The sequence below is a fragment of the Kitasatospora setae KM-6054 genome, from assembly GCF_000269985.1.
Lineage (GTDB): Bacteria > Actinomycetota > Actinomycetes > Streptomycetales > Streptomycetaceae > Kitasatospora > Kitasatospora setae.
Window position 1 is genome coordinate 8,035,551 of the sequence record NC_016109.1, and the last position, 22,697, is coordinate 8,058,247.

Here is a 22,697-nt window from a genome sequence, read left to right on the forward strand (position 1 = left end):
CGGCGCGGCCGAGCTCGCCGACGCGCTCACCGCCGCCGGCGCGACGGTCGCCACGGCGGCCTGCGACGTCGGCGACCGGGCCGCGCTGGCCCGGCTGGTCGAGGGCGCGGGCTTCACCACCGTCGTCCACGCCGCGGGCGTCCTGGACGACGTCCTGGTCACCGAACTGACGCCGGAGCGCCTCACCCGCGTGCTGGCACCGAAGCTCGACGCGGCCCGGCACCTGCACGACCTCCTGCCCGAGGCGCGGCTGGTGTTCTTCTCCTCGGCGGCCGGGCTGCTCGGCGGCTTCGGACAGGCCAACTACGCCGCGGCCAACGCCGGACTCGACGCGCTGACCCGGCTGCGGCACGCCCGGGGCCTGCCGGGAGTCTCGCTGGCCTGGGGCCTGTGGGAGGCCGACAGCACCATGACCGAGGGGGTCGACCGCGACGGCTTCGGCCGCTCCGGCTTCCTCGCGCTGCCCGACCGGGCCGGCCTCGCCGCCCTGGACGCCGCCCTCGGCTCGCCCGAGCCGGTCCTCGCCCCCATGCGGATCGACCCGGCCGCCCTGCGCGCGCTGGGCGACGGGGTGCCCGTCGCGCTGCGCGCCCTGGTCGGCGCACCGGCCCGCCGCACCGCCGCCGGCGGCGGCCCGGCCGTCGACCCCGGGCTCGCCGGCCGGCTCGACGGCCGGACCCCGGCCGACCGGCGGCGGATCCTGCTCGACCTGGTGGCCGGGCACGCCGCCGCCGTCCTCGGGCACAGCTCGCCGGACCTCGTGGACCCCGACCGGGCCTTCAAGGAGGTCGGCTTCGGCTCGGTCAGCGCCGTCGAACTGCGCAACCGCCTCTCCGCCGCCACCGGCCTGCGGCTGCCCGCGACCGTGGTCTTCAGCCACCCCAGCCCGGCCGCGCTGGCCCGCCACCTGGACGACCTGCTCGCCGGCTCCCGGACGGCGGCGACCGCCGCGACCCCCGCCCCGCGAACCGACGCCGACGACCCCGTCGTCCTCGTCGGCATCGGCTGCCGGCTGCCCGGCGGGATCCGCACCCCGGACGACCTCTGGGAACTGCTGCGCGCCGAACGCGACGGCGTCGGGACCTTCCCCGAGGACCGCGGCTGGCCGCTCGACCGGCTCGACGGCCCCAACCCGGTCAGCTACGCCCGGCACGGCGGCTTCGTCGCCGGCGCCACCACCTTCGACGCGGCCTTCTTCGGCGTCTCGCCGCGCGAGGCCGCCGCGATGGACCCGCAGCAGCGCCTCCTGCTGGAGACCGTCTGGGAGGCGTGCGAGGACGCCGGGATCGACCCCGCCACGCTGCGCGGCACCCGGACCGGCGTCTTCGTCGGCTCCATGTACCAGGACTACGGCCGGCTCCTGGACACCGCGGCCGAGGGCTTCCTCGCCCCCGGCGTCGGCGGCGGCGTGCTGTCCGGCCGGGTCGCCTACACCTACGGCCTGGAAGGCCCGACCGTCACCGTCGACACCGCCTGCTCCTCCTCCCTGGTGGCCCTGCACCTCGCCGCCCAGTCCGTCCGGGCGGGGGAGTGCGACCTCGCGCTGGCCGGAGGCGTCACGGTGCTCTCGACGCCGATGGCGTTCGTCGAGTTCAGCCACCAGCGCGGACTCGCCGCCGACGGCCGGTGCAAGCCGTTCGCCGCCGGGGCCGACGGCACCGTGCTCGGCGAGGGCGCCGGCGTGGTGCTCGTCGAGCGCCTCTCCCGGGCCCGCGCCCGGGGCCACCAGGTGCTGGCGGTGCTGCGGGCCGGCGCGATGAACTCCGACGGCGCGAGCAACGGCCTCACCGCGCCCAACGGCCGCGCCCAGGAGCAGGTGATGCGGGCGGCGCTCGCCGCCGGCGGCCTGCGCCCCGCCGACGTGGACGCCGTCGAGGCGCACGGCACCGGCACCGCGCTCGGCGACCCGATCGAGGCCCAGGCGGTGCTGGCGGTCTACGGCCAGGACCGCCCGTCGCCGCTCTGGCTCGGCTCGCTCAAGTCCAACCTGGGGCACGTGCAGGCCGCGTCCGGCATCGCGGGCGTCATCAAGGCCGTGCTGTCCATCCGGCACGGGCTGCTGCCGCGCAGCCTGCACCTCGACGAGCCGTCGCCGCACGTCGACTGGAGCGCCGGGAACGTCGCCCTGCTGAGCTCGGCACAGCCCTGGCCCGAGCGCTCCGGCCCGCGCCGGATGGGCGTGTCCTCGTTCGGGATCAGCGGGACCAACGTCCACGTGGTGCTCGAACAGGCACCGCCGGAGCCCGCCGCCGAGGCGGTCGGGCCCGACCTCGACGGCGTGCCGTGGCTGCTGTCGGCGCGCTCCGAGGCGGCGCTGTCGGCCCAGGCCGCCCGCCTGCTGGCGGCGGACACCGCCGACCGGTCCGCCGTCGCCCGCGCCCTGGCCACCACCCGCTCCGCCCACCGCTACCGGGCGGCGGTGACCGGCGCGGACGAGCCGGCCCTGCGCACGGCCCTGACCGCCCTGGCCGCCGGCCGGACCGACCCGGGCCTCCGGCGCGCCACCGCCGGCCGGCCCCGGCTCGCCCTGCTGTTCACCGGGCAGGGCAGCCAGCTCCCGGGCATGGGAAGGGGACTGTACGAGACCTTCCCGGTGTACGCGCGGGCCTTCGACGAGGTCTGCGACCACTTCGACCTGGGCACTCCGCTGCGGGAGGCGGTGTTCGGCGAGGCGGGGCCGCTCGACCGCACCGAGTACACCCAGGCGGCGCTGTTCGCCCTCCAGGTGGCCCAGGCCGCGCTGCTGTCCTCCTGGGGCGTGACGCCCGACTACCTGATCGGCCACTCCGTCGGCGAGCTGTCCGCCGCCTGCGTGTCCGGCCTGATCCCGCTCGACCGGGCGGCCGCGCTGGTGGCCGCCCGGGGCCGGGTGCTCGGATCCCTCCCGCCGGGCGGCGCGATGGTGTCGGTCCGGGCGTCCGAGGAGGAGGTGCTCGCCCTGCTCGACGGCCGGGCGGACCGGGTGGCGGTCGCCGCCGTCAACGGACCGGCGGCCGTGGTGCTCTCCGGGGAGGACCAGGCCGTGACGGCGGTCGCCGCGGAGCTCGCGGCGCGCGGGCACCGCACCCGCCGCCTGAACGTGGGCACCGCCTTCCACTCGCCGCTGGTGGAGCCGGCGCTCGCCGGGTTCCGCGAGGCCGCCGAGGCGGTGCGCTTCGGGACGGCCCGGATCCCGGTCGTCTCCACCGTCCGCACCGACGCCCCCATGGACAGCGCCGACTACTGGGTGGACCAGCTGCGCGGAACGGTCCGCTTCGCCGACGCCGTCGGCCGGGCCCACCGGGACGGGGCCACCGCGTTCCTGGAGGCCGGCCCCGACGCGGTGCTCGCCCCGGCCGCCGCGGCCTGCCTGCCGGACCTCCCGGTCCGCCCGGTCGCCCTGCTGCGCCGGGACCGGGCGGACGTCCGCGCCGCCACCGAGGCGCTGGCGGCCCTGCACACCCACGGGGTGCCCGTGGACTGGGCGGCCGTCCACGAGGGCCGGCCGCTGCGCCGGGTGCCGCTGCCGCGGTACGCGTTCCGCAGCCGGCACTACTGGCCCACGCCGGCCGTGCCCGCGCCGGCCGCGCCCACGCCGGCCGCGCCCGCGCCCGTGGTGCCCGCGCCGGACAGCGCGCTCGCCCCGCTCTGGTCGGCCCTGGAGAACGAGGACGTCACTGCGGCGCTGGCGCTGCTCGACCTCAAGGGCGACGAGCCGCCCGCCCTGATCCTCGCGGCGCTCGGCCGGCTGCGCTCCGGCGTGCCGCTCCCGGTCGTGCAGGCGGCCCGGTGGCGGCGCGTCCCGGACGCCGGGGCCCCGGCCCTCGACCGGGACGTGCTGCTGCTGGCCCCGCCCGGCGGCGACGACGACCTGGCCGACGCGCTCGCCGGGGCCCTGGCCCGGCACGGCGCGCGCGTCCGTACGGGCGGCGGCGAACGGCCGGACCTGGTCGTCGCGCTGCCCGGGGCCGAACCGGTCGCGGCGCCCGGCGTCCCGCGCTGGGTCCTCGGCGCGGACGGCGCCGGCCGGGCCGGCGACCACCTGGTGATCCTGCCGTCGGTGGTCGACGCCCGGGCGCGCTCCCGGCTCTGCGCGGTGATCGCCGAGGGGTACCCCGAGGCCCGGATCGAGGCCGACGGGGTGTCCGTGCGCGCCTACGAGACGGTGGAGCCGGCCGAGCGGTGGCGGCCGGACGGCGACGTCCTGCTGGCCGGCCTCCCGGACGGGCTCGCCGAGGCGCTGGCCGAGGCCGTACGCCGTTCCGGCGCCCGCTGCCTGGTGGCCGGGGACGCCCCCTGCCCGCCCGGCGCCGTCCGGCTCGCCGAGGCGGAGGGCGCGGTGGCGCTCGCGGCGGCGATCGTCGGAGCCGGGGCCGAACCGGGGTTCGCCGGGAAGGACGCGGCGGACGGGACGGTACCGCTGGTCGCCGTCGTGTCGGTGGGTGAGCGGGTGGCGGAGCCGCCGGTCGGGATCCGCGCCCTCGGGCGCACCGCGGTCTCGGTGGCGGTCGCCGCCGGGCTGGACCCGCGGGCGGCGGCGGCCGGGCTGTTCCGGGCGGTGGCGGCGGGCGAACCGGCGGTCCGCCTCGTCGACGTGGACGCGCCTGCGGGGGCGACGCCTCCGCCAGCCGCCGCCGGTCCCGGGGCGGCGGAGGCCGGGGCCGCCGCGGTCGAGGCCGCCGGGCCGGACACCACCGCCGGGCCGGACACCGCCGCCGCTCCCGCCGCCGTCGCCGGACCGGCGGCCGCTCCCGCCGGGGGGACGGCGCAGGACGCCCCCGAGCCGGGCCCCGGCCAGGAGGCCGAACTCCGGCTGGCCCTGGCCGCGTTGCCGCGCGACCAGTGGCGGGACGCCGTCCTGGGCGGGGTCCGCGGACTGGTGGCCGCGGTGCTGGGGCACGAATCCGCCGACGAGGTGGGCGTCGAGGACGAGTTCTTCGACCTCGGCCTCACCTCCGTGACGGCGATCGAGCTGCGCGACCACCTCGTGGCCCTGACCGGCCTCGACTGGCCTGCCGACGTGCTGTACGAGCACCCGACGCCGCAGGTGCTGGCGGACCTCGTCATCGACCGGCTGGCCGCCGGGACGGACTGATCCGCGAGGCCCCGCCGGCCCGCCCGGTTCCCGCCCCGCCCGGGGCGGGCACCGGGCGGGCGGCGTTCCGGGCCCGGGACGGGCGTGGCACCGGAGCGGGTCCGGCGGACCGTCCGGGCACGCGCGAAGGCCGATCGCGGCGGCCCCCCGGGCACGTGCGATCGGCCTTCGCGGCCCGGACGCCCGGGCGGTGGGTCAGGAGACGGCGGTCTTCGACGGCGTCAGGACGACGTCGAGGGAGACGACGTAGTCCTTCATCTGCTCCAGCGTCCGCACCGGCCGGTCCGGGTCGGCGGCGAGGTCGGAGAACGTGGCGACCAGGCGCTCCAGGACGACCCGCCCCAGCACGCGCACCAGGGGCAGGCCGAGGCAGATGTACATGCCCTGCCCGAAGGTCAGGTGGGGGTTGGGCGAGCGCCTGATGTCGAACCGGTCGGCCTGGGGGAAGTGCTTCTCGTCGAAGTTGGCCGACGAGTCCCAGACCACCACGTACTGGTCGGCCTTGATCTCCTGACCGCCCAGGACGGTGTCGTGCCGGGCCGTGCGCCAGAGGTTGAACCACGAGAAGTCGAACCGCAGGATCTCCTCGATGGCCCCGGGGATCAGGGAGGGGTCGCGGCGCAGGGTCTGGAAGAGCTCCGGGTCCCGGCAGAAGCGCTGGAAGGTGTAGGCCAGCAGCAGGGAGAGGGGCGCGTTGCCGGCCGTCGCCAGGTCGAGGCACATGTGGATGATCTTTTCCTCGGCGAGCCGGTCGTCCTTGCGCCGGGCCGCGAGCAGCGCGCTCATGAGGTCGTCGCGCGGGTCGAGCTTCCGTTCGTCGAGCTGCTCCCGGAACAGGTCGACCACGTCGGCGTGGTCAGGGGAGCGGACTCCGATGAGCTGGCCGAACATCTGGTCGGACCACTCCCGGAAGAGGTTCACGCCGGGGATCCGCAGGCCGAACATCTGCCCGACGACGCGCTCCATGATCGGGTAGCCGAGCTCGCCGAGCACCTCCAGCCGGCCGGATTCCCGGGCGGGCGCGAGGAGCGCGTCGACCATGGCCGCGAACTCCGGCGCCAGGCCCTCGATGTTGCCGGGCTGGAACGACCGGGCCACGAACCCCCGCAGGAAGCGGTGGTCCGGTATGTCGGCCCGGCCGAAGGAGAACGGCAGGCCCAGGTGGGTCTTGTTGGACACCGAGAACTCTTCGGGGTTCTTGAGCACGTACTGCACGTCCTCGTACCGGAAGACCTCCCACAGGTTGTATTCCGGGCGGAACCGCAGGGGCTGGTTCTTCTGCATGTGCTGGAACCAGGCGATCCGCGCGTCGATGTCGTCGCTCAGGTCGGGGAACAGGAGCTCCCTGGTCGGTTTCGCTGGCGTACTCGTCATTCCTTCACCCTTTCTGGCCGGCCGTGCGTTCCGTCGGTCCGACCGTCGTCAGAGGCGTTCCACCGTGAGCCAGACGGGCTCCTTGGAACTGAACGTGCTCTCCCACACGGCCTTGCCGACCTCGGCGAGCCGGTCCGCGTGGCTGTCGACCACCTTGCCGAGGACGGGACTGCTGAGCGTCTCCGTGGTCGGCCCGTACTGGACGATGACCTTGTTGCCGGTCGCCTGGCTGAACCTCAGCCGGCCGACCGGCGCGTCGCAGATCCGCTCGCGCACCGGCGTCGGCGCCACGCTCACCAGGGGGGCCCAGGCGTACATGGACTCGCCGCTGACCACCGCGTGGTCCTGCAGCACCGTGAACGGCAGGGCCTTGAGGACGTCCGTGGCGAGCTGCGGGTTGAGGTCGGCGTAGATCTCGGCGTCGACCTGCACCCCGAGCGGCTGCCAGGTGAGCCGGACCGGGATCCGCTGGGACGGGTCCCCGAGGGAGTCCACCGAGTCCACCGAGGGGGAGGCCGCCGCGGCCTCCGCGGCCTGCGCCGCCACCTCCTCGGCGGCGTAGCGGTAGCGCTCGCCGCCCAGGTCCCACGGGAAGTAGTGGTGCGACCAGGCGGTGAGCCGGTTGACGTACTCGGTGAACGTGGTCAGCCGGTCCAGCAGCTCGGCGCGGCTCTCCGCGGGCTGCCCGACCCGCTGGGCGTACTCCGCCAGGACCGGGAACCCGTTGTAGCCGAGGAAGGTGCTGTAGATCGGGTCCAGCGTGCGGAAGACCGTCAGCAGGTTCTCCACGGAGACGCTCTCGTCGGTCGCCAGCCTCGTCAGCTGGTAGAGGTTCATCGCGTAGTCGCGGACGATGCTGTTCGAGAAGTCCCAGGCGGTGAAGTACTGGCCGTACGACCCGGGCAGATCGGGAACGGTTCCCGTGCGTATCCGCCGGATCTCCGGCGGCTCCTCGGAGACGAAGCTCGCGATCAGCTCGCGGAGTTCTGGAAGTGCGGACATGTTTCCCCTCCTCTTGGGCCGCGGCGCTGCCGCGGTTCGACGGCTCCGGATCGACTCGGCGGTGCCGGGGGCGCTCAGCGCGCCGCCCGCAGCCGGTCGGGGGAGCAGTGGGCCCACATCGGATGGGTCTCCCCGGTGGCGATGCGGGTGGTCAGGGTCCGCCCGATGAACGGGGCGAGGGTGATGCCGCTGTTGGCGAAGGCCTCGTAGTAGCCGGAGACGGCGGACAGCGCGCCGAGGCTGGGGAAGCCGTCCGCGGGGAACACGGCGGTACCGACGCGCACCCGCTCCACCGCGGCCGACTCGAGCGCGGGAACCGTGCGGTACGCGCGCTCCAGCAGGTCCTTGACGAGCGCGTCGTCGGGGTCGGAGCGCAGCCCGTCCGGCAGCCGGGCGTCGACCTGGTCGGAGCGCACCCGCACCCGCCCCGGCCCCGCCGACCGGACGTGGGCCTGCGCGCCGCGCAGCACGTGCCGCACCGGATCGCCGTCGGTGACCAGGTCGATCACCAGGCTGCTGCGCGTCGCGAAGCCTTCGAGGGGGGCGGTGCCGAGCGTCGCGGCCACCGCGGGCGTCCCCGGGCCGGCGGCGTTGACCACGGCGTCGACCTCGATGCGGTCACCCGCCTCCAGGCGCAGCGCCCGCACCTCGCCGCCGCGGACCTCGACGGCGTCGACCGCGCCGTTCCACAGCGTCAGCCGCCCGGTGGCCCCGGCGGCCGCCAGCATCTCGGAGACCAGCTTCGGCCCGTCGACCCAGGCCTCGTCCGGGAACCGGACGACCGGTGTCCCGGGGTCCGGGAAGGCGACCCCCGGCTCCCGGTCGCGGTTCACCCGGGCCGCGTCGGACCATGCCGTCCGGTAGCCCCAGGAGTCGAGGCGGCGGACCACGTCCGCGAAGGACGGGCCGGCGCCGCCCTCCTCGTCGTCCCAGGCGAGGCTCTCGGTGGGATGCCACCAGGGGGCCGAGTAGAACTGCTCGGCGAACCGGGCGTGTTCGATCATTCCGGTGTGGCTCAGTTCGAACCTCGGGTACGTCGGCTGCTGGACCGCGCTCAGCCGCGCGAAGCTGACGTCGGTGGTCAGGCCGCCGGGTTCGGCCCGTTCCACGCAGTGCACCCGCATCCCGCGCTGGGCAAGACTGAAAGCGAGGCAGGCGCCGATGACGCCCGCTCCCACGATCCCTACGGTTTTCACTGTCCCCTCCATGTCTCGGGGTCTCGGGGCCCCGGTGTCTCGGGCGGACGCGGCCGCCGGGGCGCGTCCGGTACGTGCCGGGCGCTCCCCGGCGGCCGTCCGGTCACAGCAGGCCGGCGATGCCGAAGGCCGGGTCGAGCGACCGGTCGCGGTCGAGCCGCGGACCGCAGGGTCGCGGGCCGTGCGCGCGCCCGTCCTGGTGATGAAGGTCAGCCGGGGGCGTCCGACGGCCGGGCCGGCACGTCCGCCAGGGCGGCGCGGTCCGGCCGGACCGGCTGATGCTCCGCCGGAGCGTCGCGCCAGGAGACGAGCAGGTCGGAAATCGTCATGAATGCAGGCCAACACGGTCCCCGTCCGGGGCGCAATGAATTCCTTGATTGGTCCGGCTGACAGCCGGACCAATGGTCTGGCCAACCGTCACCTGGGCGATGGCATAGTTTCCGAACGACGGGCCGGCGGCCGGGCTTTTTCGGCCTTTGTCTACTTTTGCTGCCAACTATGGAGGTGCGTCATCTCCGTGATGACGGAATTACTCGACGTCACCGTGACCGCGATTTCCGTGGAGACGACCGCGAGAGCGCTGGAAGTTCGTGCCGAATTGTGTCGGATCCTCGGCCCGGAGGAGGTCTTCCTGCTCGACGACCTGCACCCGGACCGGTCCCACGCGGGCACCGGCACCGTGGTGGGCTTCGGCCGGCTCGCCGAGATCTCGGTGACCGGGGACCGGGTCACCGTGCGCGGCAGCGGCCCGGTCGCCGACCTGCTGCGGGCCCGCTGCGGCCGGACGACGACCGACCCCTGGGCCATGCTCCGCCGGGTCACGGCCCTGTTCCGGGTGCACACCGACGTCCGCGGATTCTCCTTCGGCTTCCTCACCACGGTCGGCTACGACGCGGCCGCGTACATGGAGGAGCTGCCGCCGCGGCAGGTCGAACCCGACGTGCCGGACCTGACCCTGACCCTCTTCCAGGACACCCTGTGGTTCGGCCGCCAGGACGGCCCGCCGGTGCTGCTCCGCGCCAGCGGCCCCGGACTGCCCGAGCCGCTGCCGCTCGGGCTGCTGCGCGGCATCCCCGACGCCGACCTCCCGGTGCCGGACGCCCCCGCCCCGCTGGAGGTGCGCGACACCGTCGACCGGGAGACGTTCCTGGGCTGGGTCGAACGCTGCCTGGACCGCATCCGGGTCGGGGACATCTACCAGATCCAGGTCGGCCACCGGATCGACGTCCGCAGCGCACTGACGCCGGAGGAGGTGTACCGGCGCCTGAGCGCCCGCAACCCGTCGCCGTACATGTACCTGCTCACCCAGTCCGGCACGACGCTCGTCGGCGCGAGCCCGGAACTGCTGTTCCGGCTGGACGACGGCCTGATCACCATGCGGCCGATCGCCGGGACGACGCGCCGCGACCCGACCGGCGCCGACAACGCGCGGCGGGTCGCCGAGCTGAGGGCCGACGTCAAGGAACGGGCGGAGCACGTGATGCTCGTCGACCTGAGCCGCAACGACGTCGGCCGGGTCTGCCGGCCCGGCACCCTCGCGGTGACCGACCTGATGAAGGTCGAGGAGTTCTCCCACGTGTTCCACCTGGTGTCCACCGTGACCGGCACCCTGGACGCGGGCCGGGACGTCTGGGACGTGCTGTGCGCGACGTTCCCCGCCGGCACCATGACGGGGGCGCCGAAGCTGCGCGCGATGGAGATCATCGACGAGATCGAGATCGAGCGCCGCGGCCTCTACGCGGGCGCCGTCGGCCTGGTGGACGTCCGGGGGTGGGCCGAGTTCGCCCTCTGCATCCGGACCGTCACGCACCGCGAGCCCTCCCCGGGGGACCACCGGTACGCCACCCAGAGCTGCGCGGGAGTGGTCGCCCTGTCCGAGCCGAAGCGGGAGTGGGACGAGACCCTGGCCAAGATGGGGGCCGCCCACTGGGCGCTCACCGGGAAGGAGCTGGCATGAGAGTGCTGGTGGTGGACGCGCTGGACAGCTTCGTCCACATCATCGACCAGTACCTGCGCGAACTCGGGGCGGAGACCGAGGTGGTCCGCTCCGGTACGCGCACCGCGCGGGAACTGTCCGGGTGGCGGCCGGACGCCGTGGTCCTGGGGCCCGGGCCCGGCCACCCCGCCGACTCCGGCCACGTGGAGCTGGTCCGGCACTTCGCCGGCGACGTCCCGCTGCTCGGCGTGTGCCTCGGGCACCAGGCCATCGCGCTGGCCTTCGGCGGCCAGGTGCGACTCGCGGACCACCTCATGCACGGGCGCACCAGCGAGATCGACCACGACGGCCTGGGCGTGTTCGCGGGCCTGCCGGCCCGGCACACGGTCACCCGCTACCACTCGATCGTCGTGGCCGATCCGCTGCCGGCCGAGCTCGTCTGCACGGCGCGGTCCACCGACGACGGCTACCCGATGGGCCTGCGCCACCGCGACCTTCCGGTCGAGGGCGTGCAGTTCCACCCGGAGAGCATCACCACCGGCGCCGGCCTCACGATGCTGGAGAACTTCCTGGCCGGCGTCAGGACCCCGGTCGCCCGGTGACCTCGCCCAGGGACCGGGCGAGCACGCCGACCGCGTCCGGGATCAGGCTGCGGCGCACCGCGCCGTAGCCGATCGCCACCCCGGACGACGGCGGCCGGTGACCGAAGTGGAAGTGCCTGCCGGGGTGCACGATCACCGACCTCGCCCGCGCCAGGGCGGCGAGCCGGGCGTCGTCGACGCCCTCGGGCAACTGGACGTAGGCGTGGATGCCCGTCGGCTCACCGGTCATCCGCGCGCCCGGCAGGCGCTCCTCGACGGCGTCCCGAAGCGCCGCGCGCCGCGCCCGCAGGAGGGTCCGGACGTCCCGGATGTGCTGGTCCAGCATGCCGGACGCGATGAAGTGCGCGAACGTCAGCTGGGTGAGCGGATCCGGGACGCCCAACGGGATCCGGCGGAGCCGGTCCGCGACCGTGTCCGGCGCCGCCACCCAGCCGAGCGGGACGCACGGGCCGAACATCGCCCCGGTGGTCCCGATGTACACCACCCGCTCCGGGCGGCGCCGCTGCAGGGCGAGCGGGCCGCCGCCGGCGCCGAACCACAGGTGCCCGTCCCGGTCGTACTCGATCACCCAGCCGTCCACGTCCGCGGCCCAGCTCAGCAGGGCCTCCCGGCGCTCCGGTGACAGCACGGCCCCGGTGGGCACCTGCGACACCGGGGTGACCAGCACGGCGCGCGCCCCGGACCGGGCGAGGGCCTCCACGTTGACGCCGTCGCCGTCCACGGGGATCCCGCTGATCCGCAGCCCCGCGCGCTTGGCGATCCTGATCTGCCAGGGCGCGCCCGGGTTCTCCACGGCGATGTGGTCGACACCGAGGTCGTGCAGGATGTGGCAGACGACGTCGACGGTGTGGTCGAAGTCCGCGGTGACGGTGAGGTCGGCGGTGGTCGTCAGGACCCCCCGCGAGCGGCCGAGGTACGCCGCGAGCTCCTTCCGGAGCACCGGGTCGCCGAGCGGGTACCGCTGCGGGCCCGCCCCGCCGATCGACTGCCCCACGTACTCGTAGGCCCGCAGCCACTCGCGGGACGGGAACAGCGTCGAGTTCGTCGCGTCGACCCGCAGGTCGTACCGGGCCTTCGGGGCCAGGGCCGGTGCGGCCGGGTCCCGGTCGGGGTCCGGCAGGTGGGTCGCCACCCTGGTCCCCGACCCCTGGGTGGACCGCAGGTACCCTCCGGCGGCCAACTGCTCGTAGGCCTGGACCACGACGCTGCGCGAGACCCCGAGGTCCTCGGCGAGGTCCCGGCTCGACGGCAGCCGGACACCCGGATGCAGGGTTCCGTCCGCTATCCGTTCGCGGATGGTCTCCTGGATCTGCGTGGTGATCGAGCGCGGTAACTTCCGGTTGATGGATATCGGTAGCATTTTTCCCCCGTAGCAGCCGGTCGCCCGGTCAGCGTGGATCCCCGATCGGGGACGAGTCGGTCTTCACTGCGGAAGTGGTCCGCTCACAGGACGGCGGAATGGACTTGGCCGATGCCGCCGCCTGCCGCGATGCTCCGGGTAGACAGTCGGCGAAGGAGTGGCGATGACCGGCCAGAGCACCGCATCCGACACCGTTCGGAAACGATGGGCGGATATTCTTTCGGCCCTCACGGACCGCCGGAACCTCGACGGGGCCGACGCGGAGTGGGCCATGGGCGAGACCCTGCGCGGCTCCGTCGACGACGCCAGGCTCGCCGGCCTGCTCGTGGGCCTGCGGTCGAAGGGGGAAACCGTCGCGGAACTCGACGGCCTGGTCCGCGCCATGGACGAGCACGCGGTCAGCGTGCGGGCGGACGGGCCGCTGCTGGACATCGTGGGTACCGGCGGGGACACGGCCCGCACCGTGAACATCTCCACCGTCTCGGCGATCGTGGCGGCGGCGGCGGGCGCGCGCGTCGTCAAGCACGGCAACCGCTCGGCCTCCTCGGCCTCCTCGGCCTCCTCGGCCTGCGGTCCGGCGGACCTGCTCGAGGAACTGGGCGTGGTCATCGACCTGCCCCCGGCGACGGTGCCGCAGGTGCTGGCCGAAGCGGGCATCGCCTTCTGCTTCGCCCCGCTGTTCCATCCCGCGATGCGCCACGCCTCCGCGGTGCGCCGCCGGCTCGGCGTGCCGACGGCCTTCAACGTGCTCGGCCCGCTGACCAACCCGGCGGCGCCCGCCGCCTCCGCCGTCGGCGTCGCCGACGCCCGGACGGCCCCGGTCGTCGCCGGAGTGCTGGCCCGCCGGAACCGCTCGGCGCTCGTCTTCCGCGGCGACGACGGGCTCGACGGACTGACGGTCACCACGACGTCCCAGGTGTGGGTGGTGCGGGCCGCGACGGTGCGCCAGGAGGTCTTCGACCCCCGGGACCTCGGCATCCCGCCGGCGACGCCGGACGCCCTCCGCGGCGGCAGCCCGGCGGACAACGCGGAGATCGCCCGGAGCATGCTGGCCGGCGGCCGCGGCCCGGTCCGGGACGCCGTCCTGCTGTCCGCCGCGGCGGGGCTCACCGCCGCGACCCCCGGCACCGCACCGCTCACGGAGCAACTGGGGGCCGCCATGGCGCGGGCCGCCGACGCCGTCGACAGCGGTGACGCCGCGGAACTCCTCGACCGGTGGGTCAAGGTGACGGCCCGACTGGGCGAGGACGCGGCACTGGCGGCCGGATGAGCGGACCTCCGGCGGTGCGGCCGAAGCGGTGCGGTGTGGTCGGTGCGGTCAGTGTGGTCGGTGCGGCCAGGGGGAGCGTCCGCGAACGCGTCGACCACCCCGGGCCGGCCGGTCGGGCGCCCGCTCATGCCGGGGCCTCGCTCCGCGGAGCCTCAGGGCGCCTCCCGGCCGTGCCTTCCCACCGCTTCCACCGCTTCCACCGCTCCGGGCGGACTCCGGTCTGGGCCGGAATGCTCATCGGACAATGCCCTTCCCCCGTTCGTGCCGTCCGGACCGGCGGTCTCCGGCCGGTCAGTGCCCGGGCGACGCGGCGCGCTCCGGCGCCGAAGGTGCCACGCCGGGCTCTCCGGCCCCGGCCCGTCGCACGGTGCCCCGACCGGCCACCAGCGAGACCGCGATCTGGGCGGCCGCGACCACGCACATCAGTGCCAGCGGTCCCCGCCAGCCGGCGCCGTCGGTGTGCAGCAGCCCGAAGAGCACGGGGCCGACGGCCGCGAGGAGGTACCCGACCGACTGCGCCATCGCCGACAGGGCGCCCGCCCCGGCCGCGTCCTGGGCGCGCATGCCGAGGAACGCGAGCGCGAGCACCAGGCAGGCCCCGCCGCCCAGGCCCAGCACGACGCACCACAGCAGGGCCAGGTCCGGGGCCACCACGAGCCCGAGGTAGCCGAGGAACAGCACGGCCGAACAGACCGTCGCCAGCGCCCGCTGGTCACGCGCCCAGCGCAGCGCGCCCGGCACCGCCAGGCTGGTCCCGACCGCGACCACCTGGAACAGGAACAGCAGCCAGCCGGCCTCGGCCGCGCTGACACCGCTGTCCTGGAAGACCTGGGGCATCCAGGTGACGATCACGTAGAAGCCGAAGGACTGCAGACCCATGAACGCGGTGACCGCCCACGCGAGGCCCGATCCCCAGGGCAGCCGGTGCTGACCGCGCGCCGCCGACGGCGGGGCGGCCGGCGCGGTGCGCATCTGGGGGATCCAGAGCAGCACGGCCACCACCGCGAGCACGACCCAGCAGCCCAGGGCCGTGGACCAGCCGCCCGGAGCGGAGTCGCTGATCGGCACCGCCACCCCGGACGCGATCGCGGCGACACCGCCCATCACCGTCGCGTAGGCACTGGTCAACATCCCGACCTTGGTGGGGAAGTCGCGCTTGATGAGGCTCGGCAGCAGGACGTTGCCGGCGGCGATGCCCGCCCCGATCAGCACGGTCCCCGCGAACAGGCCGACCACCGAAGGCAGCCACCGGACCGCGATGCCCAGCGTGAGCACGACGAGCGCGCCCCCCAGCAGACGCTCGCTCCCCCACCGCACGGCGAGCCGGGGCACCATCGGGGAGAGCGCCGCGAACGCCAGCAGCGGCAGGGTGTTCAGCAGGCCGAGGGTACCCGAGCTCAACCCCAGGTCGTCCTTCAGGCGGTCCAGCAACGGCCCGACGCCGGTCAGGCTCGCCCGGAGATTGGCCGCCGCGACGAGCAGCCCCCACACCAACAGCGCCTGTCCGGAACGCCGTGTCGATTTCGTGTCCATGACCGTCATCATCAATTTCCCTGGTGGCGCTCAACCAGACCGCACGGAGACTAGCCCCGCCAGGGCCACCCTCGGCGTCGGGCGGTGCCGCGCCGCGGGATCCGCCCGTCGGTGCGGACGGGTAACCTGGCCGTGTGGAGACACCGTTAGGGAAATTCATCCGCGCGAAGCGTGACGCCATCCAGCCGGAGCTCCTCGGCCTGCAGAGGTACGACCGCCGCCGTGCCCCCGGGCTGCGCCGCATGGACCTCGCCACCCGTGCCGGTATCAGCGTCGAGTACCTGGCCCGCATCGAGCAAGGGCGCGACCGCAACCCGTCGCGCGCGGTCATCGACGCGCTCGCCGACGCGCTCTGCCTCAACCCCTCCGAGCGCAACCACATGCGCTACCTCGCGAAGATCGCCAGTGACCAGTGCCTGGTCGACATCAGGCCGGTGGCGCCACCCCGGCGGGTGCGGCCGTCGGTCCTCCGGACGCTTCAGCTGCTGGAACCCGGCGTCGCCATCGTGACCAACCGGCTCGGCGACATCCTCGCCCACACCACGGGCTACCAGGCGATCACCAGTGGCACCGGACTCCTCGACCACGAGCGGCCGAACCTCAACCGCTACCTGTTCACCGACATCCGCGCCCGGGCGTTCTTCGCCGACTGGAGCGACATCGCCGACGAGCAGACCTTCGAGCTGTGGCAGGCGCCGTCCCTGGAGAACCTCGAGTGGCTCACCTCCGAGCTCATCCCCCTCGCCGGAGTCGAGTTCACCAACCGCCTCTGCCGCCACGAGGTGCCGCGCCCCCGGGTCCTCCGGCTGAACCACCCGAGCGGATTCGAGCTGCGACTGCTCCGTGAGACGCTCGAACTGCCCATGGACGACCAGCAGTTGGTGGCCTTCCTGCCCGCGTGCGACCGGTCGGCCCGGGCCGTCGAACAACTCCAGCGGATGCCGCACGGCCGACTGCGGTCCATCTCGTGACGCGGGCCCTCCCCTGACGCGGGCCTCGCGTCAGGGGAGGGTCGGTCGCCGGTTCGTCAACTGTCGGAACGCGACAGTCAGTCGAGGCCGAGGCCGAGGTCGAAGACGGCGGTGACCGGCGCGTGGTCCGACCAGCGCTCGGCGTGCGTCGCGGCGCGCTCGACCCGGGCGGCGGTGCAGCGGGCGGCCAGGCCGGGGGTGGCCATCTGGTAGTCGATCCGCCAGCCGGCGTCGTTGTCGAAGGCCCGGCCGCGGTAGGACCACCAGGAGTAGGGGCCCTCGGCCACGTCGGCGTGGTGCTGCCGCAGCACGTCGACGTAGCCGTGCTCGTCGAGGACGCGGGAGAGCCAGGCGCGCTCCTCGGGCAGGAAGCCGGCCTTCTTCTGGTTGGCCTTCCAGTTCCGCAGGTCGGCCTCGCGGTGCGCGATGTTCCAGTCGCCGCAGACCAGCACCTCGCGCCCGTCGGCGGCGGCGCGGGCGCGCAGCTCGCCGAGGTGGACGAGGAACTCGGCCATGAACCGCTCCTTCTCGTCCTGCCGGTCGGTGCCGACCTCGCCGGACGGCAGGTACAGCGAGGCGACCGTCAGGCCGGGCAGGTCGAGCTCCGCGTACCGGCCGCTGACGTCGAACTCGGCGGAGCCGAAGCCGATCCGGGTGGCCTCCGGGGCGCGGCGGGACAGCACCGCGACCCCGGCCCGGCCCTTGGCCGCGGCGGGGGCCCAGACCGCGTGCCACCCGTCGAGCCGGGCGAGCACGTCGGCGAACTGGTCGGTCTCGGCGCGCACCTCCTGCAGGCAGACCACCTCGGACTCGGTGGCGTCGATCCACTCCAGGAAGCCCTTCTTGGCGGCCGCCCGGATCCCGTTGACATTGGCTGTCGTGACGATGCTTTGCACGGGGGGAGCGTACCGGGCGGCTCCGACAATCCGGCATTCCGGGTGAACTCCGGGCGAACCGGGGCGCCATACCCGGCCGGCGGCCGATCCGCAAGGAACCCTTCCCATTGGTCTTGACCATCTCCCGGGGCGCCCTCTACTGTCACTTACTGCAAAGACCTTTAATAAAGAAGGACGGATAAAGCCCGCCTCCCCCACCTGCTGAAACGGGGAGTCGCGGTGGGCCTGTCGTCCCTCAGGGTGGAGGACACGGTGGGGCAAGGAACGCTCGCGGCGGTGGCGGAGCCGAAGTACTGGCACCTGCGCACGGTGCTGCTGCGCACCATGGACACCGAGTTCTCCACCGGGCAGGTGCTGCCCAACGAGCGTGAGCTCTCGGCCCGCTTCGGCGTCGCCAGGGCCACCCTCCGGCAGGCCCTGGACCAGCTGGAGCTGGAGGGCCGGCTGGTCCGCCGCCGCGGCATCGGCACCCTGGTCGCCGCCCCGCGGGTGGGCATCCCGGTCGGCGACCGCGAGTACGGCCGCACCGGCACCGCCCGCGGCGGCCAGGACTGGACGGTGGTGGACTGCACCACCGGCCCCGCCACCGCCGCGCTGGCCCGCACCCTGAACCTCGCCGAGGGCGACCAGGTGCACACCGTCCGCCGGGTCCGCACCGTCCAGGGCGTCACGGTCGCCGCCGAGTCGCTGCACGTCCCGTCCGCCGCGCTGCCGCACCTCGCGCTGGTCGTCGACGGCAACGACCGGGCCCGCGGCGTGCTGCGCCAGCTGGACCGGATCGGCGTCGACGGCGAGTCCCGCTCGGTCGAGCTGGGCGTCGCCGAGACCGCCGAGGCCGCACTGCTGGAGCGCCCCCCGGGCACCCCGGTGCTGGTCGTCACCACCCAGTACGCCGCCGCGGGCCGGCTGGCCGCCGTCGCCGTCTCCACCTACCGCGCCGACACCTGCAAGCTGACCTTCGGCGAGTCCGGCGTGGCCGTCCAGGTCGCCGCCGCGGTCTGACCCGCCCGACCCTCCCGGCCTGACACCCCGTCAGAAGCGCTGTCAGTGAACGGCGTTACGCTCCTGTCCCACTGACCGACGGTGAACAGGGGGCACGGCGATGGGTTCGACCGACACGGCGGAGCGGGACGCGGGGCGGGAGCGGGGCGCGGAGCACGGCACGGCGCTCGTCGAGCGGGCGATCGCGGCCGTGGCCACCGACCCGTCCAGACTGGTGCTCGACCACGACCGGTTCGCCGGCCCGTGGGTCGAGGGCGCGCTGCGCCCGCGCGCGATCGAGTCCTTCCCCAGCGGCCACCCGCTGTCGCCCGCCCTGCGCGCCTGGCTGGCGTACGACAGCGGCATGCTGGAGCGCCACGGCTGGTTCGACGAGCGCGGCGCCCTCGCGCCGCGCACCCTCGGCGAGATAGCCGTCGAGGAGTACGGCGAGCTGTGGGGCTCCTGCTTCGAGCCGTTCTCCGGCCTGTTCGGCGAGTGCTTCCTGCTGCCCGGCGGCTCCGACTCGCGCCGGGTGCTGTCGGTCGGCCCGAACGGCGAGCGCGACGAGCTGGGCGAGTACCCGGTCTTCGCGCTGGACGTCGACGACCTGCCGTACGCGGTGCTGATGTACCCCGGTTTCGACGTCTACCTCGCCGCCACCGCGGGCCTGCTCCCGCCCGGCGACCTGCCGGGCTACGACGCGCTCAAGCACGACCCCCGGTACGCGCACCGGATGCGGGCGCACGCCCGGGGGCGGCTCAAGGGCGAGTACGACCTGCTCTGCCTGCCCTAGGCACGATCCAGGAAGTCGCGGACGTCGGCGATCTCCTGGGCGGAGACGCCGTGGCCCAGGCCCGGGTAGACGCGTTCGGTGAGCGCGGCGCCGGAGTCCGCGCGCAGCCAGGCGCCGGTGCGGTCGACCAGGTCGGCGGGGATCACCCGGTCCTCGGTGTCGCGGCCCCAGAAGACCGGCAGTCCGGCCAGCCGGCCGGCGTCCGCGGGCAGTCCGGCGTCCCAGGGCAGGGTGCCGGAGAGCAGCACGGCCGCGTCGAACTCCCGGGGGCGGGCCAGGACCAGGCCGCCGGCCATCGCCATGCCGCCGGAGAAGCCGAGCACGCTGACCCGGGTGTGCGGGGCCCGTGCGGTCTCCAGCCAGTCGAACAGCCAGCGCGCCGTCCGGTCGATCGACTCCGGCAGCGGGCGGCCGATGCCCCGGTTGGCGAACCAGGCGTAGCCGCCGCCCTCCGGGATCGGCGCCCGGACGGAGGCGACGGTGGTCCCGGCGGGCAGGTGCGGGGCCAGGCCGGCGAACGAGCGCTCGTCGGCGCCGCGCCCGTGCAGGGCGACCACCAGCGGGGTGCCGTCGCGCTCCGGCGGCGGGACGGACCAGTCGACGAAGGGCGCGGCGGGTGCGGCGGGCTCGGACACGGGGGCTCCTGGTACGGGGGTCGGGGGAGGTGGGGGAGGGGACGACGCGGTCCATCCTCCCCGACCGGGCCGGGCCCCGCCGCCCGCCGGGGCCTACCGCGTGGCGGGCGGGTCGACGGCGAACAGCTGCTCCTCGACGTGGTCGAGGGCGACCCGCAGCGCGCCCATCGCGACCACCTCGGAGCCGAGCCCGGCGAGCGCGACCTCGGGGGCGCGCAGCGTGTAGCGGGCGAGCTGTTCGCGCAGCGGCTCCAGGACGCCGTCCAGGCCGGCCGCCCAGCCGCCGACCACGACGAGTTCCGGGTCGAGGGCGAGGACGAGGGCGGTGACGTCGTGGACGAGGCGGCCCAGGAAGCGGTCCATCGCGACCTGGGCGACCTGGTCGCCCTCCCGGGCGAGGCGCAGCACCCGGGCCACGGCGGCCTCGTCCAGCGGGTCGAGCGGTTTGCCGGTGGTGGACAGCAGCCGTTCCGGGGTGGCCTGTTGGCCGAGCAGGTGGAGCGCGCCGATCTCGCCGGCGGCGCCGCCGTGGCCGCGGTGCAGCCGGCCGCCGATCAGCGAGCCGGCGCCGGGGCTGAGGCCGGCCATCACGAACACCACGTCGCCCTTGCCGACCGCCGCGCCCTTCCAGTGCTCGGCGATGGCGGCCAGGTTGGCGTCGTTCTCGATCACCACCGGGCAGCGGAAGGAGCGGCGCAGCCGGGCGCCGAGGTCGAGGCCGGTCCAGCCGGGCATCGCGGTGCCGAGCCGGACGGTGCCGTCCCGGTCGACGATGCCGGGGGTGCCGACGGCGACCTCCCACAGGCTGTCGCGGGAGACGCCGGCCTTGCGCAGCACCTCGCCGACGGTGGTGCGGACCAGGGTGAGCCGCTCCTCGGCCTCGACCGACTCGTCGACCTGCTTGGCGTGGCTGGCCAGGATCTCGCCGGCCAGGTCGGCCAGCACCACCCGCAGGTCGTGCACGCCGATCTCGATGCCCAGCACGTGCCCGGCCTCGGCCCGGAAGCGGAACCAGCGGGCCGGGCGGCCGCGCTGCCGGCCGCCGGACTCCTGGACGTGCTCGACCTCGGCGACCAGCCCGGATTCCAGCAGCCCCTCGATCACGCCCTCGACGGTGGGCCGGGAGAGCCCGGTGTCGCCGACGAGCTGGGTCAGCGTGACGGCCTGGCCGTCGCGCAACGACCGCAGGGTGACCGCCGCGTTGATGCGCCGCAGCAGTGAGGAGTCCCCTCCGGTGAGCCGGTCCGTCAAGTCGCTGCCCTTCCGCTTCGCGCGACTGCCCTGGCGCGCGGTGCCGTGGAGCGCGGTGCCGCCCGTCCGGCCGTGGTGAGACCGGTGCGGGCCCGCGCGGAGCTCTCCGCCGAGGCCCGGCACTGTGGGGTGCCGCGACCGGGGCGTCTGGTCCGGATCGTACTCGGGCGGCCCGCCGGGGGGCGAGCGTTTCCGCAGCTCATAACGGCTTCGGTATCGAAACGGTACGTCGTCCGTGATCACCGGGTGACCCGTCGGTGGCGCGGGGGCGTCCCCCCGACGCCCTAAGCTTGGGCGGCATGGGGAACGACAGCGCCACCGTGCGTCAGGCCACGTCCGCCGACACCGAGTTCGTCCGGGCCCACACCGTGCCGGGGCCGGTGCCCTTCGTGCCCGAGGTGCGGCTGCGGATGGCGGCGGACGCGATCGCGCTGTGGGAGACCACCGAGCGCGACCGGGGCCGGGAGGGCCTGGCGCCGCCGTTCTGGGCGTTCCCGTGGGCGGGCGGCGTCGCGGTCGCCCGGTACGTCCTGGACCACCCCGAACTGGTGGCCGGACGGCGGGTGCTGGACCTGGCGGCGGGCTCCGGCCTGGTGGCCGTCGCGGCCGCGCTGAGCGGCGCCGCCGCCGTCCGGGCGGCGGAGATCGACGCGTACGCGGTGGCCTCGATCGCGGTGAACGCCGAGCTGAACGGCGTCGCGGTGGCGGCCGAGCTGGCCGACGTGCTGGACGGCGACGGCGGCCCGGACGCGGTGGTGCTGGCGGGGGACGTGTTCTACGAGCGGGCGATGGCGGCCCGCTTCCTGCCGTTCCTGGAGCGGGCCGCCGCCCGGGGCGCGACCGTGGTGGTCGGCGACCCCGGGCGGGCCTACCTGCCGCGCGGGCGCTTCACCGCGCTCGCCGAGTACACCGTCCCGGTCGCCGCCGACCTGGAGGACGCGGCCGAGAAGGCCACCACGGTGTGGGCGCTGCGCGGCTGACACGGCGTCAGGTCCCGGACGGCCGGGGCGCGGACGTGCTGGCCGACGGCAGCGGGGCGGTCGTCCCGGTCGGGAACGGCGACGGCGGGATCAGGCAGGTCGGCCCGGTCCAGGTCGGGCTCGCCGAGCTCGGCGGGGGCGCGGTGGGCAGGGTCGGGGCGGCCGAGGTCGGCGGGGGCGGCGAGGAGGCGCCGGGGCTCGGCGGGATGGTCTGGGCCAGTGCGGGGGCGAGCGACGTCGGGGTCGAGGTCCGGGACGGCGTCGGCGGGCTCTGCCGGGGCGAGCTGGGCGGCATGCCGGTCATGTCCGGGCAGGCGGGCAGGCTGGTGCTGCTGTCGTACAGCGACACCCGCCGCACCTGGTAGGGGCCCTGCCCGTACCAGCCGTGGAAGTAGACGGTGAGTGTGTGGGTGGTCCCGCTGGTGCTGACCACGGCGTGCAGCCGGGTCTGCTCCGGGCCGTCGGCCCACTGGGAGACCGTCTCGAACTCGCCGCCGGTGACGCCGACGAACGCGTACGCGCCGGAGACGTCGGCCGTCAGGTCGTAGGTGGTGTACGGCTTGACCTCGACCTGCTGGGTGCACCCGGCGAAGTCGAAGCCGCCGGGGCGGCCTTCGATGCCCTGGCCGGTGCGGCTGACGTCGCCCGCGCAGGTCCAGTTGTCGGCCAGCGGCTGGAGGAACGAGCCGTCCCGGACCACCTCCTGGGCGGCCTGGGCGCTGCCGGAGCCGAGCGCGGCGAAGCCGCCGGTGGCCAGCAGCAGCGCGGTCGCGGCGACCGCGCCGAGCGGGACGCGGTCGCGGTGGCGGGTGGGTCGTGACACGTGATCTCCTCGGTGGGGGC

At 75.1% G+C, this 22,697-nt stretch carries 18 protein-coding genes (1 of these 18 only partly in view); 8 read left to right on the forward strand and 10 right to left on the reverse strand.

Translation table 11 applies throughout. The features are described 5' to 3' along the window. Window positions 1–5,074, forward strand: the 3' portion of a protein-coding gene (locus KSE_RS34930; RefSeq protein ID WP_014140111.1) for a type I polyketide synthase. It extends 4,163 nt beyond the left edge of the window; 5,074 of the gene's 9,237 nt are visible here — the last part of the coding sequence; the start codon falls outside the window, past its left edge; the stop codon is at window positions 5,072–5,074. Between the two features lie 195 nt (window positions 5,075–5,269). Here the strand turns inward: KSE_RS34930 and KSE_RS34935 are convergent, their stop codons facing one another. The 4 genes from KSE_RS34935 to KSE_RS46090 all read right to left on the reverse strand — a co-directional run bounded on the left by KSE_RS34935 (window position 5,270) and on the right by KSE_RS46090 (window position 8,975). Then, the gene (locus tag KSE_RS34935; RefSeq protein WP_014140112.1) at window positions 5,270–6,448 is read right to left on the reverse strand and encodes a cytochrome P450; all 1,179 of its coding nucleotides are present in this window, start codon (window positions 6,446–6,448) and stop codon (window positions 5,270–5,272) included. Between the two features lie 48 nt (window positions 6,449–6,496). Then, window positions 6,497–7,450 (reverse strand): cucumopine synthase-related protein, encoded by a 954-nt coding sequence (locus KSE_RS34940; protein ID WP_014140113.1) that lies wholly within the window; start codon window positions 7,448–7,450, stop codon window positions 6,497–6,499. 74 nt (window positions 7,451–7,524) lie between these two features. After that, window positions 7,525–8,628, reverse strand: coding sequence for an NAD(P)/FAD-dependent oxidoreductase (locus tag KSE_RS34945; RefSeq protein ID WP_157850045.1), 1,104 nt, complete (start codon window positions 8,626–8,628; stop codon window positions 7,525–7,527). 227 nt (window positions 8,629–8,855) lie between these two features. Then, a complete protein-coding gene (locus KSE_RS46090) occupies window positions 8,856–8,975 on the reverse strand; it encodes a 3-deoxy-7-phosphoheptulonate synthase (protein ID WP_148283214.1) in 120 nt (39 codons plus the stop codon). 191 nt (window positions 8,976–9,166) lie between these two features. Between KSE_RS46090 and KSE_RS34950 the strand changes: the two genes are divergently transcribed. Together KSE_RS34950 and KSE_RS34955 are read left to right on the forward strand one after the other, a co-directional pair. After that, entirely contained in the window at window positions 9,167–10,603 is a 1,437-nt protein-coding gene (locus tag KSE_RS34950; RefSeq protein WP_014140115.1) for an anthranilate synthase component I family protein, read from the forward strand. After that, on the forward strand, window positions 10,600–11,184 hold the full coding sequence (locus tag KSE_RS34955) for an anthranilate synthase component II (protein ID WP_033257897.1): 585 nt from the start codon (window positions 10,600–10,602) through the stop codon (window positions 11,182–11,184). Before KSE_RS34950 ends, KSE_RS34955 begins: the two co-directional genes overlap by 4 nt. On the opposite strand, the gene KSE_RS34960 is transcribed toward KSE_RS34955, so the two are convergent. After that, window positions 11,162–12,544 carry an aminotransferase-like domain-containing protein gene (locus KSE_RS34960; RefSeq protein ID WP_014140117.1) on the reverse strand — a complete coding sequence of 461 codons (1,383 nt, stop codon included), beginning with the start codon at window positions 12,542–12,544 and terminating at the stop codon, window positions 11,162–11,164. The two genes, KSE_RS34955 and KSE_RS34960, sit on opposite strands and share 23 nt — an antisense overlap. A 163-nt stretch (window positions 12,545–12,707) precedes the next feature. Here KSE_RS34960 and trpD point away from each other — a divergent pair, with 163 nt between their 5' ends. Beyond that, a complete protein-coding gene (gene trpD / locus KSE_RS34965) occupies window positions 12,708–13,814 on the forward strand; it encodes an anthranilate phosphoribosyltransferase (protein WP_014140118.1) in 1,107 nt (368 codons plus the stop codon). 291 nt (window positions 13,815–14,105) lie between these two features. Here the strand turns inward: trpD and KSE_RS34970 are convergent, their stop codons facing one another. Next, complete coding sequence (locus KSE_RS34970; RefSeq protein WP_014140119.1) at window positions 14,106–15,347, reverse strand: CynX/NimT family MFS transporter; 1,242 nt, start codon at window positions 15,345–15,347, stop codon at window positions 14,106–14,108. Between the two features lie 134 nt (window positions 15,348–15,481). Between KSE_RS34970 and KSE_RS34975 the strand changes: the two genes are divergently transcribed. Then, window positions 15,482–16,318, forward strand: a complete 837-nt coding sequence (locus tag KSE_RS34975; protein WP_014140120.1) for an MmyB family transcriptional regulator — start codon at window positions 15,482–15,484, stop codon at window positions 16,316–16,318. Between the two features lie 77 nt (window positions 16,319–16,395). Here the strand turns inward: KSE_RS34975 and KSE_RS34980 are convergent, their stop codons facing one another. Next, the gene (locus tag KSE_RS34980; RefSeq protein ID WP_014140121.1) at window positions 16,396–17,214 is read right to left on the reverse strand and encodes an exodeoxyribonuclease III; all 819 of its coding nucleotides are present in this window, start codon (window positions 17,212–17,214) and stop codon (window positions 16,396–16,398) included. A 252-nt stretch (window positions 17,215–17,466) separates the two neighbouring features. On the opposite strand from KSE_RS34980, the gene KSE_RS34985 reads away from it, so the two are divergent. Together KSE_RS34985 and KSE_RS34990 are read left to right on the forward strand one after the other, a co-directional pair. Then, window positions 17,467–18,216: a GntR family transcriptional regulator gene (locus KSE_RS34985; RefSeq protein ID WP_014140122.1), complete on the forward strand. Its 750-nt coding sequence runs from the start codon at window positions 17,467–17,469 to the stop codon at window positions 18,214–18,216. A 100-nt stretch (window positions 18,217–18,316) separates the two neighbouring features. Then, complete coding sequence (locus KSE_RS34990) at window positions 18,317–18,988, forward strand: hypothetical protein (RefSeq protein WP_014140123.1); 672 nt, start codon at window positions 18,317–18,319, stop codon at window positions 18,986–18,988. Here KSE_RS34990 and KSE_RS34995 read toward each other — a convergent pair. Both KSE_RS34995 and KSE_RS35000 read right to left on the reverse strand, forming a co-directional pair. Further along, window positions 18,985–19,623: an alpha/beta hydrolase gene (locus KSE_RS34995; RefSeq protein WP_014140124.1), complete on the reverse strand. Its 639-nt coding sequence runs from the start codon at window positions 19,621–19,623 to the stop codon at window positions 18,985–18,987. The two genes, KSE_RS34990 and KSE_RS34995, sit on opposite strands and share 4 nt — an antisense overlap. Window positions 19,624–19,716: 93 nt before the next feature. Continuing rightward, complete coding sequence (locus tag KSE_RS35000) at window positions 19,717–20,874, reverse strand: ROK family protein (RefSeq protein ID WP_033257896.1); 1,158 nt, start codon at window positions 20,872–20,874, stop codon at window positions 19,717–19,719. 299 nt (window positions 20,875–21,173) lie between these two features. Between KSE_RS35000 and KSE_RS35005 the strand changes: the two genes are divergently transcribed. Next, the gene (locus KSE_RS35005) at window positions 21,174–21,854 is read left to right on the forward strand and encodes a class I SAM-dependent methyltransferase (RefSeq protein WP_014140126.1); all 681 of its coding nucleotides are present in this window, start codon (window positions 21,174–21,176) and stop codon (window positions 21,852–21,854) included. A 7-nt stretch (window positions 21,855–21,861) separates the two neighbouring features. Here KSE_RS35005 and KSE_RS35010 read toward each other — a convergent pair whose 3' ends face one another. Continuing rightward, window positions 21,862–22,677 carry a hypothetical protein gene (locus KSE_RS35010; protein ID WP_014140127.1) on the reverse strand — a complete coding sequence of 272 codons (816 nt, stop codon included), beginning with the start codon at window positions 22,675–22,677 and terminating at the stop codon, window positions 21,862–21,864. Window positions 22,678–22,697 lie beyond the last annotated feature (20 nt).

Bases quoted from the DNA above. Each gene is read 5' to 3' on its own strand.
- KSE_RS46090 (WP_148283214.1), bottom strand. From the start codon at position 8,975: ATGACGATTTCCGACCTGCTCGTCTCCTGGCGCGACGCTCCGGCGGAG.
- KSE_RS34950 (WP_014140115.1), top strand. From the start codon at position 9,167: ATGACGGAATTACTCGACGTCACCGTGACCGCGATTTCCGTGGAGACG.
- KSE_RS34960 (WP_014140117.1), bottom strand. From the start codon at position 12,544: ATGCTACCGATATCCATCAACCGGAAGTTACCGCGCTCGATCACCACG.
- KSE_RS34970 (WP_014140119.1), bottom strand. From the start codon at position 15,347: ATGGACACGAAATCGACACGGCGTTCCGGACAGGCGCTGTTGGTGTGG.
- KSE_RS34955 (WP_033257897.1), top strand. From the start codon at position 10,600: ATGAGAGTGCTGGTGGTGGACGCGCTGGACAGCTTCGTCCACATCATC.
- KSE_RS34990 (WP_014140123.1), top strand. From the start codon at position 18,317: ATGGGTTCGACCGACACGGCGGAGCGGGACGCGGGGCGGGAGCGGGGC.
- trpD (WP_014140118.1), top strand. From the start codon at position 12,708: ATGACCGGCCAGAGCACCGCATCCGACACCGTTCGGAAACGATGGGCG.
- KSE_RS34940 (WP_014140113.1), bottom strand. From the start codon at position 7,450: ATGTCCGCACTTCCAGAACTCCGCGAGCTGATCGCGAGCTTCGTCTCC.
- KSE_RS35005 (WP_014140126.1), top strand. From the start codon at position 21,174: ATGGGGAACGACAGCGCCACCGTGCGTCAGGCCACGTCCGCCGACACC.
- KSE_RS34935 (WP_014140112.1), bottom strand. From the start codon at position 6,448: ATGACGAGTACGCCAGCGAAACCGACCAGGGAGCTCCTGTTCCCCGAC.